The organism is Streptomyces sp. NPDC044003 (assembly GCF_056435185.1).
On the sequence record NZ_JBWKFA010000003.1, the window covers coordinates 622,200 to 641,554 of the forward strand.

Here is a 19,355-nt window from a genome sequence, read left to right on the forward strand (position 1 = left end):
TGCTTGGGGTGGATCCGGGCCATCGGCCGTGGGAGGAGTCCGTCGCGGGCCGCAGGTGCGGACCGGAAACCTCCGCCCGCGGTGATCCCGCGGCGAACACGCGGCGGCAGGGCAGGGAGAGGACGGGCCCGCCGCTGCCTCCGGCCGGCGCGGCGAGTTCGTCCTCGCCCAGGGCGTAGACGACGCGGCGCACGCAACCTACTTTCCCCTTCTCGGTTACACCTCCGACGTCATACGTATGACCCCGCACTCGCCAGTGGCCGTCCTGGACCAAGGCGGCTACGAGATCGTCCGCCGCGACACCAACCGCAACGAGCACCAGGTCACCACGGCGACAAGGACCCGGTTTCGCCGACGAGCCGGGTGCGAGCGGCCGCCAGATACCCGGCGGCCACGGCGGCGGTCTGGACAGCACCGCCCGCGAGCTCGAACTCCTTCGCGTACGCGTCCACCGCGTCCGCCACTCGGAGCGGTGCGCCGGCCCTCGCTCACGCCCGGCTGACGCTCCGTCGCCGTCGCCGTCGCCGTCGCTGTCGCTGTCGCTGTCGCTGTTGCCGTCGCCGGGCGGGCCCCGGCTGCGCCGGCCGTACCCCCGTGCGATGCTGAAATCGTCCGCTGCGCACCGATCAAGGGGCAGCGATGATCTACCTCAGCGACGAACGGCAGCACGCGATCGTGGAGCTGGCCGGTCTCGACGGCGGTGGTTGGGAGACCCGGCTTCCCCCGGTGGCCACACCCCCTGTGCCCGCCGGTCTGGCACTGACTGCCGATGGCCGCCTCGTCTTCGCGGACCGCGTCGGGTCAGTGGTCGTGGTCATGGAGCCCGATGGCTCACAAGGGGAGGTGCTCGATCCGTCGGCCACCCAGGTCGGACCGCTGAACGGCCCGACGGCGGTGGCCGTCGACGCGACCGGCGCCGTCCTCGTCGCCGACACCGGCAATCACCGCATCGTACGGGCGTCCGCCGTCGACGCTCCGACCTGGGAGAGCTACGGCTCACCCGGCACGGCCGCACCGGATGAGTTCCTCGCGCCGACCGGGGTCGCGGTCGACGACGTGGGACGCATCGTGGTCGCCGACCCGGCCGCCCGCCGCTTGGTCCGGTTCGACGGCCTGACCGGCCGCAACTGGACCGAGCTGCCGCTGCCCGCCGGGTCGACCAGGCCCTACGCCGTCCGCTGGGGCACCGGAGGCGTGCTGGTGACCGAGCTCGCCACGAGGTCGGTCCTGCAGCTGCACCCGGACGCCTCGATGAGCGTGCTGATCGACGGCGCGGACGAGTTGATCGCCCCCATCGCCGCGGCCATGGACGGTGCGACCGTCCTGGTCGCCGACGCCGGTGCCGCCCAGGTCACCCGCTGGTCGGCGGACGGCGGCGGCAGCTGGGTGGTGACCGAGCGACTCGTCGGCATCCCCAGGGCTCTGCCCGGACCGGAGTTCACCCGGCTGACCGGATTGGCGGTGTCATGAGCGAGAGCCTGCGCATCCTGTCGTACAACACACAGCTGCGGTCCTGGGCGATGGAGGTCGGGATCCCGCCGAGCATCCCGCCGGTGGACACCGCCGCCGAACGGGCCGGGTTCATCGCCGACAACATCCTGGGCAGCCCGTTCGACTACGACGTGGTCGGCCTCTGCGAGGTGTTCGACGAGGACGCCCGCGAGATCCTCCGTGACCGGCTCCGCCCCCGCTTCCCGCACGTCGTCACCAAGTGCGACTGGGACTACCTCCAGGTCGAGGAGGCCGGTGCCCGGCAGACCTGCGGCCGGTACGCCCAGTGCGCACTGTTCGGGATCCCGGACGTCGGAGGCGCCTGGCGGCTGGAGGACAGCGGGCTGATGCTCTTCAGCAGGTGGCCGTTCGCGCAACTCGGCACCGCCGGGCTCGACCTGACGGTGGTCGAGGTCTCCGCGCTTCTGGGCTACCCCGTCCCGGCCGTGGTGCCGGCGGTGAACTTCCTGCCCTACCGGAATGCCGTGAGCGACGACCGGCACGCGGCCAAGGGCATCGCATACGCACGCATCGAGCGCGCGCCGGCGCAGGTCTACCACCTCTTCCTGAGCCACACCCAGGCCGACTCGCACACCCCGGAGGAGAACCGCGGCACCCGCTCCCAACAGATCGCGGACGTCGAGCGTTTCATCGAGACATGCGCCGGTCCGGGCCTCTTCGACGGTGAGGTCTTCTTCCTGGGCGACCTCAACATCGTCGGCGAGCCCGACGCGAAGGCCGACCCGGACGGGGAGTGGCGGAGCTACTTCCACGACTCCTCGGGCCGGATGCTCACGGACCGCGCCGCCGACCTGTGGGGCCGCCGGCAGTGCACCAGCGACCTGCCGGGACTGCGCGACCGGGGCTTCTCGGCCACGGTGGTGTACGAGCCCCGCCAACAGCGCCTCGACTACGCCGTCGCCGCCACCACGAACTCGCTCGCCGCGCAGCACGTGATGATCGACTACGACCTGGCGAACGTCCCGCCCGGCCACCCCGAGGTGAGTTACCTCAGCGACCATCGCCCCCTGCGCGTGGAGCTGGCCCAACCCCGCCCGCACTCCACCCCGGCAACGGCGCTGGCGGTGCCGCACACGCCACAGTTCGACAGCAGCCGCGAGTGGCTGTCCGACGGCCAGGCGATGTGGTTCCGCTTCGACGAGGCGGGCACGTACGACCTCCGCCTCAGCCAGGCCGGCGACCGGATCGCCTACGAGGTCTACCTCGACACCGACCTGTCGAGGCCGCGCCGCCAGTACCACAACGAGTCCGACCCCCGGCGCGGCGACAAGTTCGTCATCCCCGCCCCGCCCTTCCTGGTCAAGGTGTTCGCCACGTCGCGTACGTCGGAACAAGACTGGTTCGTGTTCCGGGCCCACCGCCACCAGGGCGTCGGTCCATGGGACGCGATCCAACTCCCGTACGGTGAGGGCGTCCCCGAATCGTTCCCGGTGGGTCAGCTACTCAACACCGAATTCGAGGACACGGACTGGGAGGACTCGGACACCAAGTGGTTCCGCCTGGACGGCCCGATCATCCCCGTCGACTCCCCGCTGCACGCCCACATCACGGTCTGGCGCAGAGTCGGCCACGCGTCCTTCGCCGCCTCGCTGGTCCGCGAGTCACCGAGCGGCACCTGGCAGCTGCTGGCGCAGTCCAGCGGCGGCCCGCTGGCAGGCCTCGAGACATCGCTCTCCACGGGTGACCGGCTCTATGTCCAGGTCACCCGATGGGATCAACCGTCCCAACGAGAGCTGGAGTTCGTCGTCACCGCCACCGTCGACATGGCCCTCGTCCTCGGCGCCGGCCGCGGCGCACCACGGCTGACCTGCACCACAGAAACCAGCGGATGGGGCGCCGACGACATCGAGCTCGGCATCACGACGGACGGCGTCCAGACCGCGTACGTCGACAACGACACCATCGGGGACTTCGAGCAGGACGCCGTCCGCGACCTCAACCAATGGGTCCCCGAGTTCCTTCCCTACCGCAGGGACATCGAGTTCATGGTGAAGGAGCTCGACGACGTGGGTCACGACGACATCGGCCGAGAAACGCTGCCACCCTTCGAGGCGCTGGAGTCCTTCGACCGATTCACCGTCACGGAACGGATCTCACCCGGTCGGCTACGCGGCTTTCTCCGGATAGACGTGGACGACGGCCGCTACGACGTGGAGCTCGCCGTCACCACGTGGGACGAGCAGTTCTGACCCTGGCGCGCCTCGGCCTCGTGGTCACCGACCGCGTCCTCGCCGGCCGCATCGACCCTGGCAAGGCTCAGGCGTGTAAGGACCGTTCAGACATCCGTTCGCCAAGAACCCGCGGCCGGCACGGCCGTTGAACCGGCGCCCCCGCTGCCGTGTACGCGGCAGGTCACTCCGTGGGCGGGTCCTCACGGGGGATCCGGCCCGGCGCGCCCGCGAGGCGGCGCAGCGCACGCTGGACAGGCCTCATCTCCAGTCGCCGAACCTCTCGAAGAACGCCTCGGCGGAGCGCACACTTGCCGCCGCGACGGCGCCTCGTTGCACCTCCCAGTCGCTGGCGAACGCCTCGATCAGCACCTCCGCGGCCCTGGGCGTACCGATCACCTTGCGCAGGCACTCCTCGCGGCGCGAGCCGTCGAAATGGACGAGGGCCACCCGTGCCACGTTGTACGCGCGGCTCGCGGAGCTCAGACGGTAGGGCGGGTACGGACGGAACCGGTGCTCCAGCCGTGCCGACGGGACGGCCAGCACGTCGATCCCGGCGCGCCACGCCCGCAGGCTGAAGTCGACATCCTCAAGCCCCAGCTCGCGAAAGGCCCCGAAGCCGCCGAGCCGCTCGAACACCGCTCGCCGCACCGCCAGGCAGCCGCCCGGCGCGACGGGCACCGGGTACGGGGCGCTGTCCGGCCCCGGCGGCAGCCAGCGCACCCGCAAGGCGGCGTCGATCAGGCGGGCGCCGCAGCCCAGCGCCGTGCCGCCGAAGTCGCGCAGGGCGGGTGCGAGGACGGCATCGGGTCCGGCGGCCAGTGTGGCCCGCAGTCGGCCGAGGCAGTCCCGCTCCAGCCGGCAGTGCGCGTCCAGGAACAGCAGGTGCGTGCCCCGGGCGAGCCGGGCGCCCGCGTTGCGGGCCGCCGCGACGCCGCTGCGCGGGATGCGGCGTACCACGACCCCTCGCGCGCGCCACTCCTCCCGCTCCAAGGCGGCACAACTGCCGTCGGTGCCGCCGTCGTCGACGACGATGGTCTCGTCGGCGACGTCCGACCCGGCGAACACGGACCTCAGGGTCTCGTGCAGCTCCGCGCCCTCGTCCAGGCTCGCGATCACCAGCGAAACGGTCACCGGCCCCTCAAGAGGCCCTCGCTCCACGCCGGGCGCCGTGCGGATCATTCCAACGGGGGGCCGGGCGTGCCGGGCGGAACTCCCCCGGGAGGAGACGTGGCGATCAGGTCGATCAGGCCCGGCAGCATGGCCGCGTACCGGATCGAGTCCTGCAGATAGGCCGTGAGTCCGGCGTTCAGCGCGAAGTGGTAGGAGCTCAGCCGGTCGAGCTCGCCGCCGTCCAGGCCGAGTGCCAGCAGGTCGCCGAGCCTCAGCCGGCCCAGGCTCAGCGCGTCGAGCACCTTCTGCGGCGCTGCGGAGAATTCCAGGTAGTCGGCGAAGTCGGTCGACGACTGGAAGTCGGCCTCGGCGAAACCGGCCTGCTCGAGCGCGCGCTCGAGAGCCCGGTCGCCCTGGCGGACCAGATATCCGACCGACGGTACGTTCGCCTCGCACAGGTGCTCCAACAGCTGCTTGGTCACGGCACCGACGAGGCCGATGTTGGTGGCGTTCCGCCGGTCCGTCAGGACGGGGGTGAGATGGGCCCGGTCCTCGCTGCCGATCATGGCGATGCCCACGGCCTCGACGGTCTGCGACCCGATGCCCTTGGGCGGCCAGGGCCGCTCCGTCGTGGCCAGCGCCAGCACCAGACCGCCCCGGGACAGCAGCGGTTCGAGGACCTCGGAATAGAGGTACGGAAACCGGTTGCGGCGGCAGAACGCGGCGAGCGCGGTCCGTGTTTCGACGTCGGTCTCCGTCGTCACCGTCATCCGGACCGACTCGTTCGCAGGGGAGTGGTGGGTCATCGCGGGCCTCCGAGGGCGGGGGAGTCTGCACTGGACATCCACCCTGCGACCGCGTACCGCGTGCCGTCGCGCACGGTCGCCACCTCGTGCATCAGGGAGGACCGGAACAACACCAGCATGCCGGGCTCGGGCACCACGACCACCCGGCGGTCGCGCAGGCCCGGGTCGGTCTCGTAGACGGTGAGCGCGCCGCCGTCGAAGGTCGGCAGAGCCTCGCTGCCGTCGCGCCCGTTGAGGTAGAGCAGCAGCGACCACCGGTGGGCGGCCAGCCGGGGCGGATCGTCCTTGTGGTTGGCCACATCCCGGTGCGCGCGGAAGTAGCTGCCCTTCTCGTACGACATGAAGTACGGGCCGTACAAATAGTCCGCGTCCGAGTCGAAATCCGCACGGTGGTCGACGAAATAGGACGTCATGCGCTCGCCGATGCGGCGCTTGAAGTCCTCCGGGAAGTGGTGGTCGAAGCACAGGCGCAGTGACTCGTCCAGGATCGATTCGCCCGCGCGCACGATCTGAGCCGGCTCCCGCGGCGCCTGCGCCATGGCCCGGATGACGTCGGCGCATTCGCCGACCGAAAGGAATCCCTGGGTCGACGCGATGTTCTGCGTCCTGAACTGGGGCTGCATGTCCTGGCGCCTCCCGGTCGCGTACGTCTCCTGGGGTGGAACGAGACTCCTTCAGACAAGCGCCGTCCACCGCGACCCGCACGCCGGACTAGCCCGACCGACGGGTACGCCGATCGGCCCGGGCGCCGCCCGCCGCCCAACCCGGAGCGCCCCCAGCCGGTCCTCCCGCGGCCCCGGGCCCTCAGGGCCGGCGCGGCACCGGCACCAGCCGGTCGAAGGCCGGCCCGCCGATGCCGGCCCAGCCGTGTGGAGGACTCGATGATTCTGCGGGCGATGCGGTGCTGGATGCCGCGCGAACGGAGCCATCGGCGCAGGGGGTCGAAGTCGTATCCCTTGTCCGCGTGGAGCTTGGCGGGCCGTCGCCGGCGCGGGCCGCGGCGCGAGCGGATCGGAGGGATGCCGCGCACCAGCGGCTCAAGTGCCTGGCTGTCGTGGAGGTTCGCGCCTGGGATCCTGACGGAGGGGGGCAGACCGGTCCGCTCGGTGATCGAATGGATCTTCGAGCCCTTCTTGCCCCGGTCTACAGAAGCCGCCGCCTCGGCGGCCGTCCTCGTCGTGCGGACGTGGAGGAGGAGCAGGAAGGCGCGGAAGGCCAGGGCCCGCACGCAGGCCGCAGGCCCGGGCTCGTGGAGATGCGGGATGACACGACTCGCGAGGAGCCGCGGGAGCGGGTCTCAGGCTGTCGGTGCGCACCCTGCAGGGAGCCGGCCCGAGATGCGGCACGATGGCCCGATGAACGTACAACAGGGAAGCACGGCAGAGGAATCCATCGGGGAGCTCGCCCGGCGACTCCTCGCGGCAGACACCGACGGCTGGACGCCGGAGGGTGTGAGGGCTGCGGCGGTCGAGCTGGGGTGGGCCTGGGGCGGCACGTCGAACGCTCCCGTGCTGATCACTGGTCGGTCCTCGGGCGATGCTCGCTTGCGGCCGGTCGGCGACTACGAGAAGCGTTACGTCGACGGCGAGTCGTACGTGGAGCTCGCGGTGCCACTGGCCGTTCCCGCGCCGGACGCCGCAGCGCAGGCGGCATCCTTCCGGGCCGCGAAGGAGGAAGTGACAGCGGCGCTGGGCACGCCGTCCATCATGGGCTCGCACGGTGACATGGGCCCCTTCTACGACAGCGAGCCGCTCTGGGGCGCCCCCTTCCTGCGCTGGCGCGGCAGGCCGAACACGCTCGAACTGCGTGCCGGGACGTCGGGGCCGGAGCTGGTCCTGCAACCCACCGACCCCGCAGAGAACTGGTTCTGGCGTCAAGGCGTCGGCGAGGAGCACGCGATCAGTGGCTTCTTCGGCAGCAACCGTGACCAGGCCAACGTCGGCCTCGGTTTCCCGGGCGGATGGACCGCCCGCAGCTGGGAGACCGTCACCCGGTCGCTGGGAGAGTTCCTGGGATCGCTGCCTGCCGAGACCACCGCCCTGGGTGTCCGGATCGGGATGCCGTTCTACGGGCGCAACGGCCGAAGCGCGCCCCTGCTTTTCGACGTGGTGTGCGGCGACCGGCTCTCGATCGCCTGCTTCGCCCCGGACGACGTCGATCCGGCCGCACTCGGCTGGGGCACGGTCGCCGAATTCCCGCACACGGCGTCGGTCTTCGGCGACGACGATCCGGTTTGGCGTGTGGACGCGGGCGGCCCTGGCGAGCCGAAAGGCCATGCACTCGCCGAGATGCTCGTGGCCACGGCCAGGGCGGCGGGCGCGACCGAACCCACCGACCTGATCATCGGCGGCGAGGCGGAGTACGTGGACGGCTACCACGTCACCTACTACGGGCTGGGCCTGCCGACCGGCTGACCGCCCCCCAGGGGCGCACCGCCGCGGCGGTGCGCCCCTCGACGGCCTCCGTCGAGAGCTTGAGGTACCCGGACGTTGTCCGGCGTCTACCCGGCCGCACCCTCACCGCCCCTTTCGAACGGACCGGAACAGCAGGCGGCCCGACGAGGCATCCGTGTGAACGTGGTCGTACCGGGACCGGTGTGGATGCCGCTGATCCCCGCCACCATGCCGGAAGCGGCGGACCTCGGAGGCCGGCCACCGCCCGGTGCGGGCGGCGCAGGAGGCCGAGAGGGCACCTGCCTGTGGACTCCTGGCCTCGCCCGACTCCGGACGCCTCACCGGAGAGATCGTCAACGACGCGGGCGGGAGACCCCTGCCCCGGCGGCGGCGCCATCGTCACCGTCGCCGCCGAAGGTACGGCGGTAGGCAGTGGGGGAGATGCCGAACGCGGTCCTCATGTGGACGCGCAGGGAGTTCCCGGAACCGAGCCCGGCACGGTGCGCCACCAGGTCGACCGGGAGATCGGTCGTCTCCAGGAGCTGCTTGGCGAGTTCGAGCCGCTGCGCCGTGAGCCACTGCACGGGCGTCATGCCGACCTCGTCGCGGAACCGGCGGGTGAAGGAGCGCAGACTCATCCGGGCGTGTTCGGCGAGGCGGGCCAGAGTGAGCGGTTCCGCGAGGTGTTCGAGGGCCCAGGCGCGCGTGGCGGTCGTACTGGCCAGGGTGGGCTCGGGGACCGGGCGGTCGATGAACTGCGCCTGCCCGCCGTCTCGCCAGGGCGGTACGACACACATGCGGGCGGCGCGGTTGGCGGCCGCGGCGCCGTGGTCGCGGCGGATCATGTGCAGGCACAGGTCGACACCGGCGGCCACGCCTGCGGAGGTGAGCACGTCGCCGTCGTCGACGAACAGCACCTCCTCGTCGAGCTTGACCTCGGGGAAGGCCTGGCGGAACTCAGGGGCCAGATTCCAGTGGGTGGTGGCCGGCCGGCCGTCGAGGAGACCGGCGGCGGCGAGCACGTACGACCCGGAGCAGATCGACACCAGTCGGGTGCCCGGCCGGATCCCGTGGATGGCGGCGCCGACCTCGGGAGGCAGCGGGCCTCCGCGGCTCAGCTCGGGCATGGCGTGCGTGGGCGGGACGATCACGGTGTCGGCCTCGGCGAGAGCCTCTGGGCCGGCCGCGGGCTGCACGGTGAAACCGGCGTCGCTGAGGACAGGGGCGCCGTCGGCCGTACAGACGGTGACCTCGTAGAGGGGCCTGCCCTCGGCGTCCTCCACGCTTCCGAAGACCCGGGAAGGGATGCCCAGCTCGAAGGGGGGCACGCCCGGGAGGGCGAGCACGGCGATGCGGTGCGGACCCACCCGCTCTTCCGCCCGCTCGTCCCCCGTGGTCGTTCCCGGCATCTCGGTCATGGCCAGATCCTGTCACATAGTGGCTAGGAGGCCAATACCTCGCCGGGGCGGAATGCCCGATCGTGGAGCGGTCGCCGCCGGAAGGGATCCGGCGGCATCCCGATGAGACAGAGAAGCGAGGCGGACGACATGCGTGCGGTGGTCGTGGAGCAGTGGGGCGGACCCGAGAACCTGGTCGAGCGCGAGGTGGAGCGCCCCGAGCCGGGCCTGAACGAGGTCCTGGTGCGGGTGCACGCGGCCGGGGTGAACCCGGTGGACTGGAAGACCCGCGTGAGCGGCGCCCTCATCGGATGGGGCGACGTGCCCGTCCTCGGCTGGGACGTGTCCGGCACGGTCGAGGCCGTCGGCCCCGGCGTGGGGATCTTCCGCCCCGGCGACGAGGTCTTCGGGATGCCGCTGTTCCCGCGCCAGGCGGGCGCGTACGCCGAGTACGTGGTGGCACCGGCGCGCCACCTCGCGCCGAAGCCGGCGTCCCTCACGCACGTGGAGGCGGCCGCGCTGCCGCTCGCTGCCCTGACCGCCTGGCAGGCTCTCGTCGACGCGGCGGACGTCCGCCCCGGCGAGCGCGTACTGGTGCATGCCGCGGCCGGAGGGGTGGGGCACCTCGCCGTGCAGATCGCCAAGGCCCGCGGTGCGTACGTCATCGGCACCGCGAGCGCGGCCAAGCACGACCTGGTGCGAGAGCTGGGCGCCGACGAGGTGGTCGACTACCGTGCGGCTCGCTTCGAGGACGTCGTTTCCGACATCGACGTCGTGCTGGACGGTCTCGGAGGAGAGACGGCCGAGCGCTCCCTGAAGGTGCTCCGCGACGGCGGCAGGCTCATCACGCTGCCGGGCCCGGACGACGTGCCCGCCGCCCAGGACGGTGTCATGGCCGCGTGGGTCCTGGTCGAACCCGACCACCTCGGCCTGCGAGAGATCGCGGACCTGGTGGAGCGCGGCGCGCTGAGGCCGGTGGTCGACACCGTGCTGCCGCTCGCCGAGGCCGCGGAGGCTCACGCTGTCGGCGAGCTGGGCCGTACGACGGGCAAGATCGTCCTGACGGTCGCCTGACCCCGCCCCACACCCTGCCGCCCGGTCCGGGCGCCCGCCCGTACGCCCCGCCCAGGCGTCCACCTCCGAGGAACAGCCGGCTCTTGGCCTGCTGGTGGTACAGCCGCTGCACGGCAACCGACCGGCGGGATCCGCCGTGGGCCGGGGTCGGGCGGGATGTCGGACCGCGCATGGTCCGGATCGTGGTTCTGAGGGTCCGCCGGTGATGGGCGTCCGCACGCCCTCATGGCACGGTGCGTGACCGGAAGGGCGGCCGGATCGGTGGGCCAGACAGCCGCACTCCTGCCTGCGATCACGGGAATCCGCTCTCACGACGCCACTCACTCCATCGTGTACTTCATCCCCGATCGGATGCTCTGCGTGATGGATCGTAGCTTAGAGTGTTCACGCCAGGTGATTGACGGAGCGAGCAGGTGATCCCCATGAGGGCCGCAGCGATCGAGGCCGATCGGCAACCGGCACCCGCCATGTGGCGGTCGACATGAGCGGTGACTCGCTCGATCGCACCCCCCTGGTGTCCGCCGACACATTGTTCGAAGCGCGGAGCGTTCCCCATACCAGCGCGCCGAGCGTGCACTCCGGTAAGGGGGTGTCGCGGGGCAAGGAAGGGCAGTACGGCCGCGGCACCGCCGGACTGATCGTCAGAAGGACCGGCGCAGCGGGCACGTACATTCTGACCTGCGCGCACGTGCTGGGAGTGGCGGCACCTCCCGAGGCGGCGGAGGGTTCCGATCAGGTGTACTCGCCGAAACCGAGCACGGTGTGCGACGTGGAGTGCCGCCACCCCGTCGGCGACGTGGTGAAGGAAACGCTCCAGCCGTTCGAAAGCGAGTCGATCCAGGCCTCGGTGAAACTCGGACAGACCGCCTTCGCGGTCGATGCCGCACTCGTCGCCCTGAGGGCCAACGCGGGTCATTCGAACGAGATTCCGGAGATCGGGAAGGTCTCCGAGATCCGTGACCTCATCGCGGAGTGGTCGCTGTCGACCACCACGCCGGTGGAGACGGTACCGGCGGAACGGCAGATCGATGTGTCCAAGTACGGCCCGGAGACCGATCTCACCCAGGGCAAGATCATCGCTCTGCGGAACGTGTCGATTCTTCAGGCCTCCGGGCCACCCACGCTCGGGTGGCTCTTCGAGGTCGAGCACGTGACGCCCCCGGGCGCCGAGCCGAAGGTCCAGGAACACCGCCTGGACATGGCCCGGTACCGGACCATCGATCCCAACATCACCCCGCAGATCATTGCCGACCGCGTCCGTGCCCATGCCGGTCTCGCGGCGACACCCGGCGGCTCCGCGAGCAATCCCACCCTCATCATCAGGGGCTCGCACTTCTCGGAGCCCGGTGACTCCGGAGCCCCGATCGTCGACAAGCAGCGGAAGGTGGTCGGCATCATCGCGAGTGGCGTGAACGTGGACATCCTCGTCATGGGCAAGCCCGATCCGGTGCGAATCCTCGGTCCTCGGTCGCACGGCATCTTCATCGCCGCGGCGCTGAAGCACCTCAACGCCGAAATCGCGCCGGTCGGGTTCCACACGGCCGGGCAGGCCGTCGCCGCCCCGGGGATGCCCCTGACGCGGAACGGTGCCCAGCCCGTGGACTGGTCGACGGTCCACAGCGCCTGCGCGGCCCTGGAGCGCAGCGATCTCGGCGCGCGGCTCGGCGGGCCCTTCCGGCGTCACGCCGAGGAGGTCCGCCACCTCGTCCACCACAACCGGCGCGTACTGGTCACCTGGCACCGCCATCACGGGCCCGCGTTCGTCAACACCGCGCTGCGGAGCTCCGGCGAACCGGCCTGGCCCGTTCCCGCCTCGATCGACGGGGTGAGCCTGGTGGACCTTCTGCACGTCATGCGTGACGTGCTCCTGGTCGAGGGCAGCACGGCGCTGCGCTCCGACATCATCGCCCACCAGGAACAGGTACTGGATCTGGCGGCGCGCACGAATTCGCTGCAGGACCTGCTCGGTTCCCGATACGCCGCGCAACCTCCGGCCGTGGCGATCGTCAACTCCCGTGGGGTGCCCGGGGTAGCGGGGGCCCTGGTCCACGACGGCAAGGGATCCCGCTATCTGCTGGCCAGCCACCACGTCGTCCTGGGCGGCGGCGCGGGCGCGGGGGAGGCGGTCTGGGCCCTGCCGCCGTCCGGCGAGAGCGCCACGCCGGCCGACCGGGTGCGGCTGGGGTACGCCCGTCGGGGTCACCTCGGACAAGTGACCTTCCAAGGCGGACAGTACTTCGTCGACGGCGCGCTCATCGAGATCGAGAGGGACGGCCCCGAGGAACACCCCGCGTGGCTACGTCGGATGCTGGCCGGCGCCTGGCCCATGGCAGTCGGTCACTCGGCCCCCGGTGCACGGGTGACCAAACACGGACCGGCCACCGGCTTCACCCGGGGAACTCTCCTCGATGTCGCCTACCCCGACCGGCCGTTCATCGAAGGTCGGGACCGCGCCGCGCCGGGTCAGCTGCTCGTCGGCTCCCACGATCCGGATCTGGCCTTCACCGCTCCTGGCGACTCCGGCGCGGCGCTCCTGGATGAACAGCAGTGCGTCGTGGGGCTGTTGTGGGGCGCCACGGCCAATGGAGACGGCGTCGCCTGCCCCATCGAGCCGCTGCTGCACTGCCTCGGGGTCGACCTCGGGCCGGGACCGGAGGAAACGGCATGAGTTCACTGGAGACGTGGCGGGCACTGCTGCCGAGGGTGCGCCGGACATTGCTCGCCCTCCCGGGCGTGGTCGGCGTGGGCCTCGGCGTCGCGGACAACACTGACGCGGCGCTGGTGTGGCGGGTGTACGTCGAGGGCCGGAGCCGCGGCGTGCCACGATCGGTGCTGGGCCTGCCCACCCATGTCGCGGCCGCGCTCCCGGTCACCGCGACCGCCGGCCCGCCGTTCATCACGGCAGGCGCCAGCATCGAGACCAATCTCGGCGGTGGCGAGGGCAGCCTGGGATGTTTCGCCCGGGACCGGAACGGCAAGCCCGTCATGCTCTCGTGCTCGCATGTACTGTTCCCGGGGTTCCGCGTCATCGACGACATGTGGGTCTTCTCCCCCGACTACAGCTCATGCTGCTCCGGGGGTGACCGTGTCGGGAGGCTCGTCGTCGACAAGAACGTCAAGGCGCAGCAGACCGCGGACGGCGGCTGGGTCGGCGGCTACCACGACGGGACCTGGACGGGTGGGTTCAAGTGGGACGCCGCGCGGCAGGCCAGTACGACGGACTGCGCCGCGGCGTTGGTCGCCCCCGGGGTCAAGTTCCACAACGTGTGGCAGGTCAAGAGCGGCAGCACGGTGACCAGCATTCCGATCAAGGGCGCGGTCACCACCGGACTCGGGATCGGCAAGGGACCCGCGCTCGGGACCCTGCCCAGTCCCGAGCAGTACGTGCGGGTGTACAACGCGGTCAACGGCCGGCTCAAGTACGGAACCCTGCTGAGCTTTCCTCCGTCCAGTTCCGCCGACGCGGACGGGATCATCTGCTCGGAGAAGGGATTCGACGAGAGCGACCTGGAAGCCGGCATCAAGACGACCATCAACCAATTCATGATCCTCCCACGGCCCACCCCCGTCGCGGGCCAGTCGCTGGCGGACAGCTACCGCAGAGGCGAGAAACTCTCCTTCCAGTCGGGCGACTCCGGCAGCGTGGTGATCAATCATCAGAACCTCGTCATCGGCATGATCATCCGGCACTACGACGTCCGGAAGTTCATGAAGATCGACCAGAGCAAACCCGAGTTCGCCCATGTCGGCTTCGTCGGCGTGGCCACACCCATTCGCGCGGTCCTGGACCTCCTCCAAGTGGAGATCCCCGCCGTGGAGGCAGGCTGGTCCGGCACCGCGCCCAGCGCGGGCGAGGAGATGCACCTCGGCCTGGACGGGGCCCCGTCCCCCGAAGCCGTCGCGCAGTCGCGAGGCGTGGAGCTGCTGCGGGCGGAGCTCCGTACCTCCGTCCGTGGACAGCTGCTGCTGGGCAAGATCCGGCAGCACCGCGCGGAGGTGAAGAGGATGATCACTTCGGTGCGCCCGGTCGCCGCGACCTGGCAGGCCCTGCAGGGAGCGGCGTTCTACCACCACTGTGTACGGGCCGTCCGCACGCCTGGACACCCCGTCCCCACCGTCATCAACGGCGTCACGCGGAGCCAGCTGGCCGAGGCGATGCTGCCGCTGCTGGCCCGGCACGCGGGGCCGGCCCTGCGCCACGATCTCGAACGGTACGGGCCGATGGTGGTCGCGGCGCTGCTGTCGGTCGACACCATGCAGGACGTCCCGAAGGCGCTGGCGTCATGAACGGCGAGCGCGGGACCCTCGAAGGGCTGGTCGGCCAGCTCACCACGCTGCTGTCCCCGCTGACCGGCCTCACTCCGGCCGGGGCGCGGGAATTCCTCGCCGACGTGGGCCTGCCGCTCACCGACGCGCAGGCGACCACCATCGCGCCGGCGCTGAGCACCACCACCGGCGCGGTCGGCTTCCTGGTCGAGTTGCTCGGTGATCTCCAAGCGGCGATCGACGCGGAGCAGTGGGCGGAGGTCCTGCGCCAGATCGCCCGGGCCGGGGCGCAGATCAATACGGTCATCACCGGGTTCGACGGTCTCAAGGTCGCGCTCACCGGGCTGAACCTGCCCGACGCCGGACCGATTCTGGCGAACCTTCCGGAACGGCTCTTCAACCTGCTGCTGGCCCGGTTCCTCGGCCGCGATCCCGGCGTCAACGAACTCCTCGAGTTCCTCGGCATCCTCGTACGCACGGACCACAACGTCGGGCTCATCGATCCGCAGAAGCCGTTCTTCACGGAGAACGAGTTCCACCTGGACCGGATCGGTGGCTGGCTGCGCGAGCCCGGCACTCAGCTGGGTGCCCTGTACGACTGGGGCGCGCCGGGTTTTGACGGCGTCAAGGTCCTCACCGTGCTGGACCGGCTCGCCGCTTACGCCGGACTGCCGGCGCTGTTCGACAAGACGGCCGTACCGCCCACCCTGGACGTGGTCTTCGCGGCGCTCACGCCGAGGACCGATCTCACTCCGCCGGGCCTGGCGGTGGAGCTGCCGGACGGGCTGTTCAAGGGCACGACCGAGCGCACCAGCGAGCGCTGGACGCTCACGTTGCGGCTGGACGCGGACGTGCCGGCACAGACCGTGCTCGTCCTGCAGCCCGGCAAGGCGAAGGTCGAGCCCCCGCCCGGCGCGACCGTCGCGGGCACCGCCGAGGCCGTCCACAGCTACGTCCGTGAGCCGGACGATCCGCTGCTGCTGGTCTCGCTCCCCGGCGGAAGCAGAGTGTCCGTCGAGCAGGTGGACTCCGCCCTGCGCATCCGGGCGCTGCCGGACGGCAGCCTCAGCGTCGGTCTCGGCGTGCTCCTGCGGCGGGGCAAGGTGCTCCTCACCCTGGGCGGCGGTGACGGGTTCCTCGCCAAGCTGCTGAAGGACGTGCGCCTCGAGGGAAACTTCGAGCTCGGTGCCCGCTTCTCGCAGGACGACGGCCTGCGGTTCGAGGGCAGCGGTGGACTGGAGGTTCAGCTCGCCTCACACGTCGATCTGGGCGCGGTCGACCTCCTGGCTCTCACTCTGCTCCTCGGCGTGAAGGACAGCGCGTTCACCCTCGGCCTCACCGCGGACGTGAAGGCGGGCCTCGGTCCGATCACGGCCGTCGTCCAGGGCCTGGGCATCGAGATCCCCCTCGAACTGGCGCCGGGCGGAAAGGGCAACCTCGGCCCCGTCGACCTGGGGACCCGGTTCAAGCCGCCCACCGGTGTGGGGCTGTCCCTGGACCTCGACATCGTCAGTGGCGGCGGGTTCCTGTCGTTCGACCCCGATCGTGGAGAGTACGCGGGGGCGCTGGCGTTCCGGCTCGCCGGATTCATCGACGTGAAGGCCATCGGGCTGCTCTCCACCCGGATGCCGGACGGTTCGGCGGGCTTCTCGCTGCTGATCGTCCTGACGGCGGAGTTCGGCGGAATCGGTCTGCAGCTGGGCTACGGGTTCACGCTGCTCGCCGTGGGCGGGCTCTTCGGACTGCACCGCTCCATGAACCTCGGCGCGCTGGCGGAAGGGGTGCGCACCGGGGCCGTGGAGTCGGTGATGTTCCCGCGGGACGTGGTCGCCAACGCCCCGCGCATCCTCGGCGATTTGCGTGCCTTCTTCCCCCCTCAGCAGGGCACGTTCCTGATCGGCCCCATGTTGAAGATCGGCTGGGGCACGCCCACCCTGATCAGCGTCTCCCTGGGCGTCATCGTCGAGATTCCCGGCAACATCGCGATCATCGGGGTGTTGCGGTGCATCCTGCCGGCGAAGGAACTGCCGCTGTTGGTCCTGCAGGTCAACTTCGCCGGGGCGATCGAGTTCGACAAGCAGCGGCTGTGGTTCTGCGCCCAGCTGTTCGAGTCCCGCATCCTGTTCATGACCATCGAAGGCGGCATGGGCCTGCTCGTCGGCTGGGGCGAGGGCGACCTGGTCCTGTCCGTCGGCGGGTTCCACCCGTCGTTCAGGCCGCCCCCGCTGCCGTTCCCGATTCCGCCGCGCATCTCGGTCGACATCCTCCATCAGCCGTTCGCCCGTATCAGGGTCTCGGGCTACTTCGCCGTCACCAGCAACACGGCGCAGTTCGGGGCGAGGGCCGAACTCGCCCTGGGGTTCGACGACTTCGGCCTCGAAGGACATCTCAGCTTCGACGCGCTGTTCCGCTTCTCCCCGTTCGCCTTCGTCATCGACATCGCGGCCGACCTGTCGCTGAAGGCATTCGGCGTCGGCCTCTTCAGCGTCCACCTCAGATTCCAGCTGGAAGGCCCGGCCCCCTGGAGGGCACGGGGGCGCGGATCGATCTCGCTGCTCTTCTTCGAGATCTCGGCGGACTTCGACCTGACCTGGGGCGAGAGCCACAATCCCACCCTGCCGCCGATCGACGTCCTGGCCCTGCTCAGTGACGAGATCGGCAAACAGGAGGGGTGGCAGACCCGGCTGCCGACCGGCGGCACCGCCGCGCTGGTCAACCTCCGCACGCTACCCGCGTCCGACCGGCTGGTGCTGCACCCGCTCGGCACCCTCTTCATCCGCCAGCGGGCCATCCCTCTCAACGTGCGGCTCGACCGCGTCGGCGCCCAGCAGCCGAGCGACGGCAAGAGGTTCAGCGTCGCCCCGGCGCCCGGCGGCGGCCTGTTGCAGGCTTCCGTCACCACGGACCGGTTCGCGATGGCCCAGTTCCAGAACATGGACGATGCGGCGAAACTGTCCCGCCCGGCATACGAAGACCAGGACGCGGGCCTTGAACTGACCGCCGCGCAGGGGAGCCTCTCGTCGGCCCGTGCCGTGCGCCGCAGCGCACGGTACGAAATGATCGTGATCGACAGCAAGGCCCGGCAGACGGCCGCACAGCGGGCCGACAGGGGGATCCGGCTGCCGGACACCACCGCGGCCCCGCTCCAGAAGAAGAAGCTCTGCCGGGTCAGTCCGGTCGTGTTCCAGCAGCTCCTCAACGGCAGCAGCACCAGCCGCTCCTCCCTCTCCCAGCACGAGGCGGCCCTTCGCCGACCCTTCGCCGACGACACGCTGCAGCTGACCGGACAGCGCTTCGTCGTCGCCCACCGGCGCAACAACCAGCGGGCGTTCCCGACCACCTCCGGGACATCGGTCCGTACGGGGAATCCGGCCGGCTTTCGCAGCCTGGCGACAGCGACCGACGCCCTCGACGACATGGTGCGGCACGACCCCGGTCTCCTGGGCACCCTCCATGTCATTCCGGAATCCGAAGCGACCGACTCCCTTGCGGTCCCCGGCGGCTGGAGCGGCACCGTGGCGGTCCCGACGGCTGTCGGTACGGATTCCGCCACCGACAGCGCCGTACTGCTGTCCGGGGGCCGGGCCCTGGTGGCGGGCGGGGTCGACGCCGCCGGCCGGGCGCTCGACGTCAGCGCGCTGTTCGACCCGGTGGCCGGCACGTGGACCGCGGTCCACACCCTGACGACCGGGCGTCGTCGGCACTCCCTGACCAAGCTGTCGGACAACAGCGCACTGGTCGTCGGCGGCCTGGCGGCAGACGGCTCCGTTCTGGGTTCCGCCGAGCGGTACGACCCGGTCCGCGACCTCTGGTCCGTGATCCCAGTGAACCTGAAATCGCCCCGGTACGGGCATTCAGCCACCGCCCTGGACAACCACAAGGTGCTCGTCGCCGGAGGTACCGGCCTGCGGGGGCAGCGCCCCTCGGCCTTGGCGTCGGCGGAGCTCTTCGACCCCGACAGCGGCACCTGGAAGTCCACCAAGACGATGACCGAGGCCCGCACCGGGCATCAGGCCGTGCGGCTGCGCACCGGCCAGGTCCTCGTCATCGGCGGTTCGATGCTCACCGGCAGGGGAACTGCCGCACTCGCCTACTGCGAGCTGTACGACCCCTCCACCGACACCTGGACGCCCACCGGCAGCCTCACCACGGCCCGGACCGGGCATCAGGCGACCTTGCTGGAGAACGGGACCGTCCTGGTCACCGGAGGCGACGCCCCGACCGGCCACCCAGGAGGCACCTTCAACGCCGGCAGTCTGGACACCGCCGAGTTGTACGACCCCGCAGTCGGCGAGTGGACCCCGGCCGCCCGCATGCCCGGTGGGCGCACCCGCCATCGCGCCGTCCCGCTGTCGAACGGCCAGGTGCTGGTGCTCGGCGGCACCGGCGGTCCACGCGGCCACGTGGGCCAACGTGACGCGACGGTGTACGACCCGGACTCCGACACGTGGACCGGCACCGGCCGCCTGACGACGGGCCGGTGGGACTTCGCCGCCGTGCTCCTCTCCGACGGACGGGTGCTGGCCGTCGGCGGCCGTGCCCTGACGGGGGTGGCAGCCCCCGATCAAGGCCACGACGTCCTGACCGACACCGCCGAGATCTTCACTCCATGAGCGCACCGACGAC

General features: G+C 71.0%; 11 protein-coding genes and 1 pseudogene. 7 read left to right on the top strand and 5 right to left on the bottom strand.

Going from position 1 to position 19,355, the window contains the following annotated elements:
• The first annotated feature begins 639 nt into the window (after positions 1-639).
• Positions 640-1,470: an NHL repeat-containing protein gene (locus AC07AW_RS14780; RefSeq protein ID WP_478815819.1), complete on the top strand. Its 831-nt coding sequence runs from the start codon at positions 640-642 to the stop codon at positions 1,468-1,470.
• A complete protein-coding gene (locus tag AC07AW_RS14785) occupies positions 1,467-3,701 on the top strand; it encodes an exonuclease/endonuclease/phosphatase family protein (RefSeq protein ID WP_478815820.1) in 2,235 nt (744 codons plus the stop codon). The genes AC07AW_RS14780 and AC07AW_RS14785 overlap by 4 nt, the downstream gene beginning before the upstream one ends.
• A 240-nt stretch (positions 3,702-3,941) precedes the next feature.
• Here AC07AW_RS14785 and AC07AW_RS14790 read toward each other — a convergent pair whose 3' ends face one another.
• From AC07AW_RS14790 to AC07AW_RS14805, 4 genes and pseudogenes are all read right to left on the bottom strand, one after another.
• A complete protein-coding gene (locus AC07AW_RS14790) occupies positions 3,942-4,814 on the bottom strand; it encodes a glycosyltransferase family 2 protein (protein WP_478815821.1) in 873 nt (290 codons plus the stop codon).
• Positions 4,815-4,858: 44 nt separating this feature from the next.
• Positions 4,859-5,599 carry a hypothetical protein gene (locus AC07AW_RS14795; protein ID WP_478815822.1) on the bottom strand — a complete coding sequence of 247 codons (741 nt, stop codon included), beginning with the start codon at positions 5,597-5,599 and terminating at the stop codon, positions 4,859-4,861.
• On the bottom strand, positions 5,596-6,222 hold the full coding sequence (locus tag AC07AW_RS14800; RefSeq protein WP_478815823.1) for a 2OG-Fe(II) oxygenase: 627 nt from the start codon (positions 6,220-6,222) through the stop codon (positions 5,596-5,598). Before AC07AW_RS14800 ends, AC07AW_RS14795 begins: the two co-directional genes overlap by 4 nt.
• Before the next feature lie 227 nt (positions 6,223-6,449).
• Positions 6,450-6,785, bottom strand: a pseudogene (locus tag AC07AW_RS14805) (transposase); the annotation flags it as partial.
• A 169-nt stretch (positions 6,786-6,954) separates the two neighbouring features.
• Here AC07AW_RS14805 and AC07AW_RS14810 point away from each other — a divergent pair.
• Complete coding sequence (locus AC07AW_RS14810) at positions 6,955-8,013, top strand: hypothetical protein (RefSeq protein WP_478815824.1); 1,059 nt, start codon at positions 6,955-6,957, stop codon at positions 8,011-8,013.
• Positions 8,014-8,345: 332 nt separating this feature from the next.
• On the opposite strand, the gene AC07AW_RS14815 is transcribed toward AC07AW_RS14810, so the two are convergent.
• Complete coding sequence (locus AC07AW_RS14815; protein WP_478815825.1) at positions 8,346-9,410, bottom strand: GlxA family transcriptional regulator; 1,065 nt, start codon at positions 9,408-9,410, stop codon at positions 8,346-8,348.
• 102 nt (positions 9,411-9,512) lie between these two features.
• On the opposite strand from AC07AW_RS14815, the gene AC07AW_RS14820 reads away from it, so the two are divergent.
• The 4 genes from AC07AW_RS14820 (at position 9,513) to AC07AW_RS14835 (ending at position 19,342) form a co-directional block, all read left to right on the top strand.
• The gene (locus tag AC07AW_RS14820) at positions 9,513-10,463 is read left to right on the top strand and encodes an NADP-dependent oxidoreductase (protein ID WP_478815826.1); all 951 of its coding nucleotides are present in this window, start codon (positions 9,513-9,515) and stop codon (positions 10,461-10,463) included.
• 571 nt (positions 10,464-11,034) lie between these two features.
• Entirely contained in the window at positions 11,035-13,131 is a 2,097-nt protein-coding gene (locus tag AC07AW_RS14825) for a hypothetical protein (protein ID WP_478815827.1), read from the top strand.
• Positions 13,128-14,750, top strand: coding sequence for a hypothetical protein (locus AC07AW_RS14830; RefSeq protein WP_478815828.1), 1,623 nt, complete (start codon positions 13,128-13,130; stop codon positions 14,748-14,750). The genes AC07AW_RS14825 and AC07AW_RS14830 overlap by 4 nt, the downstream gene beginning before the upstream one ends.
• On the top strand, positions 14,747-19,342 hold the full coding sequence (locus AC07AW_RS14835; RefSeq protein WP_478815829.1) for a DUF6603 domain-containing protein: 4,596 nt from the start codon (positions 14,747-14,749) through the stop codon (positions 19,340-19,342). The genes AC07AW_RS14830 and AC07AW_RS14835 overlap by 4 nt, the downstream gene beginning before the upstream one ends.
• The last annotated feature ends 13 nt before the right edge of the window (positions 19,343-19,355 follow it).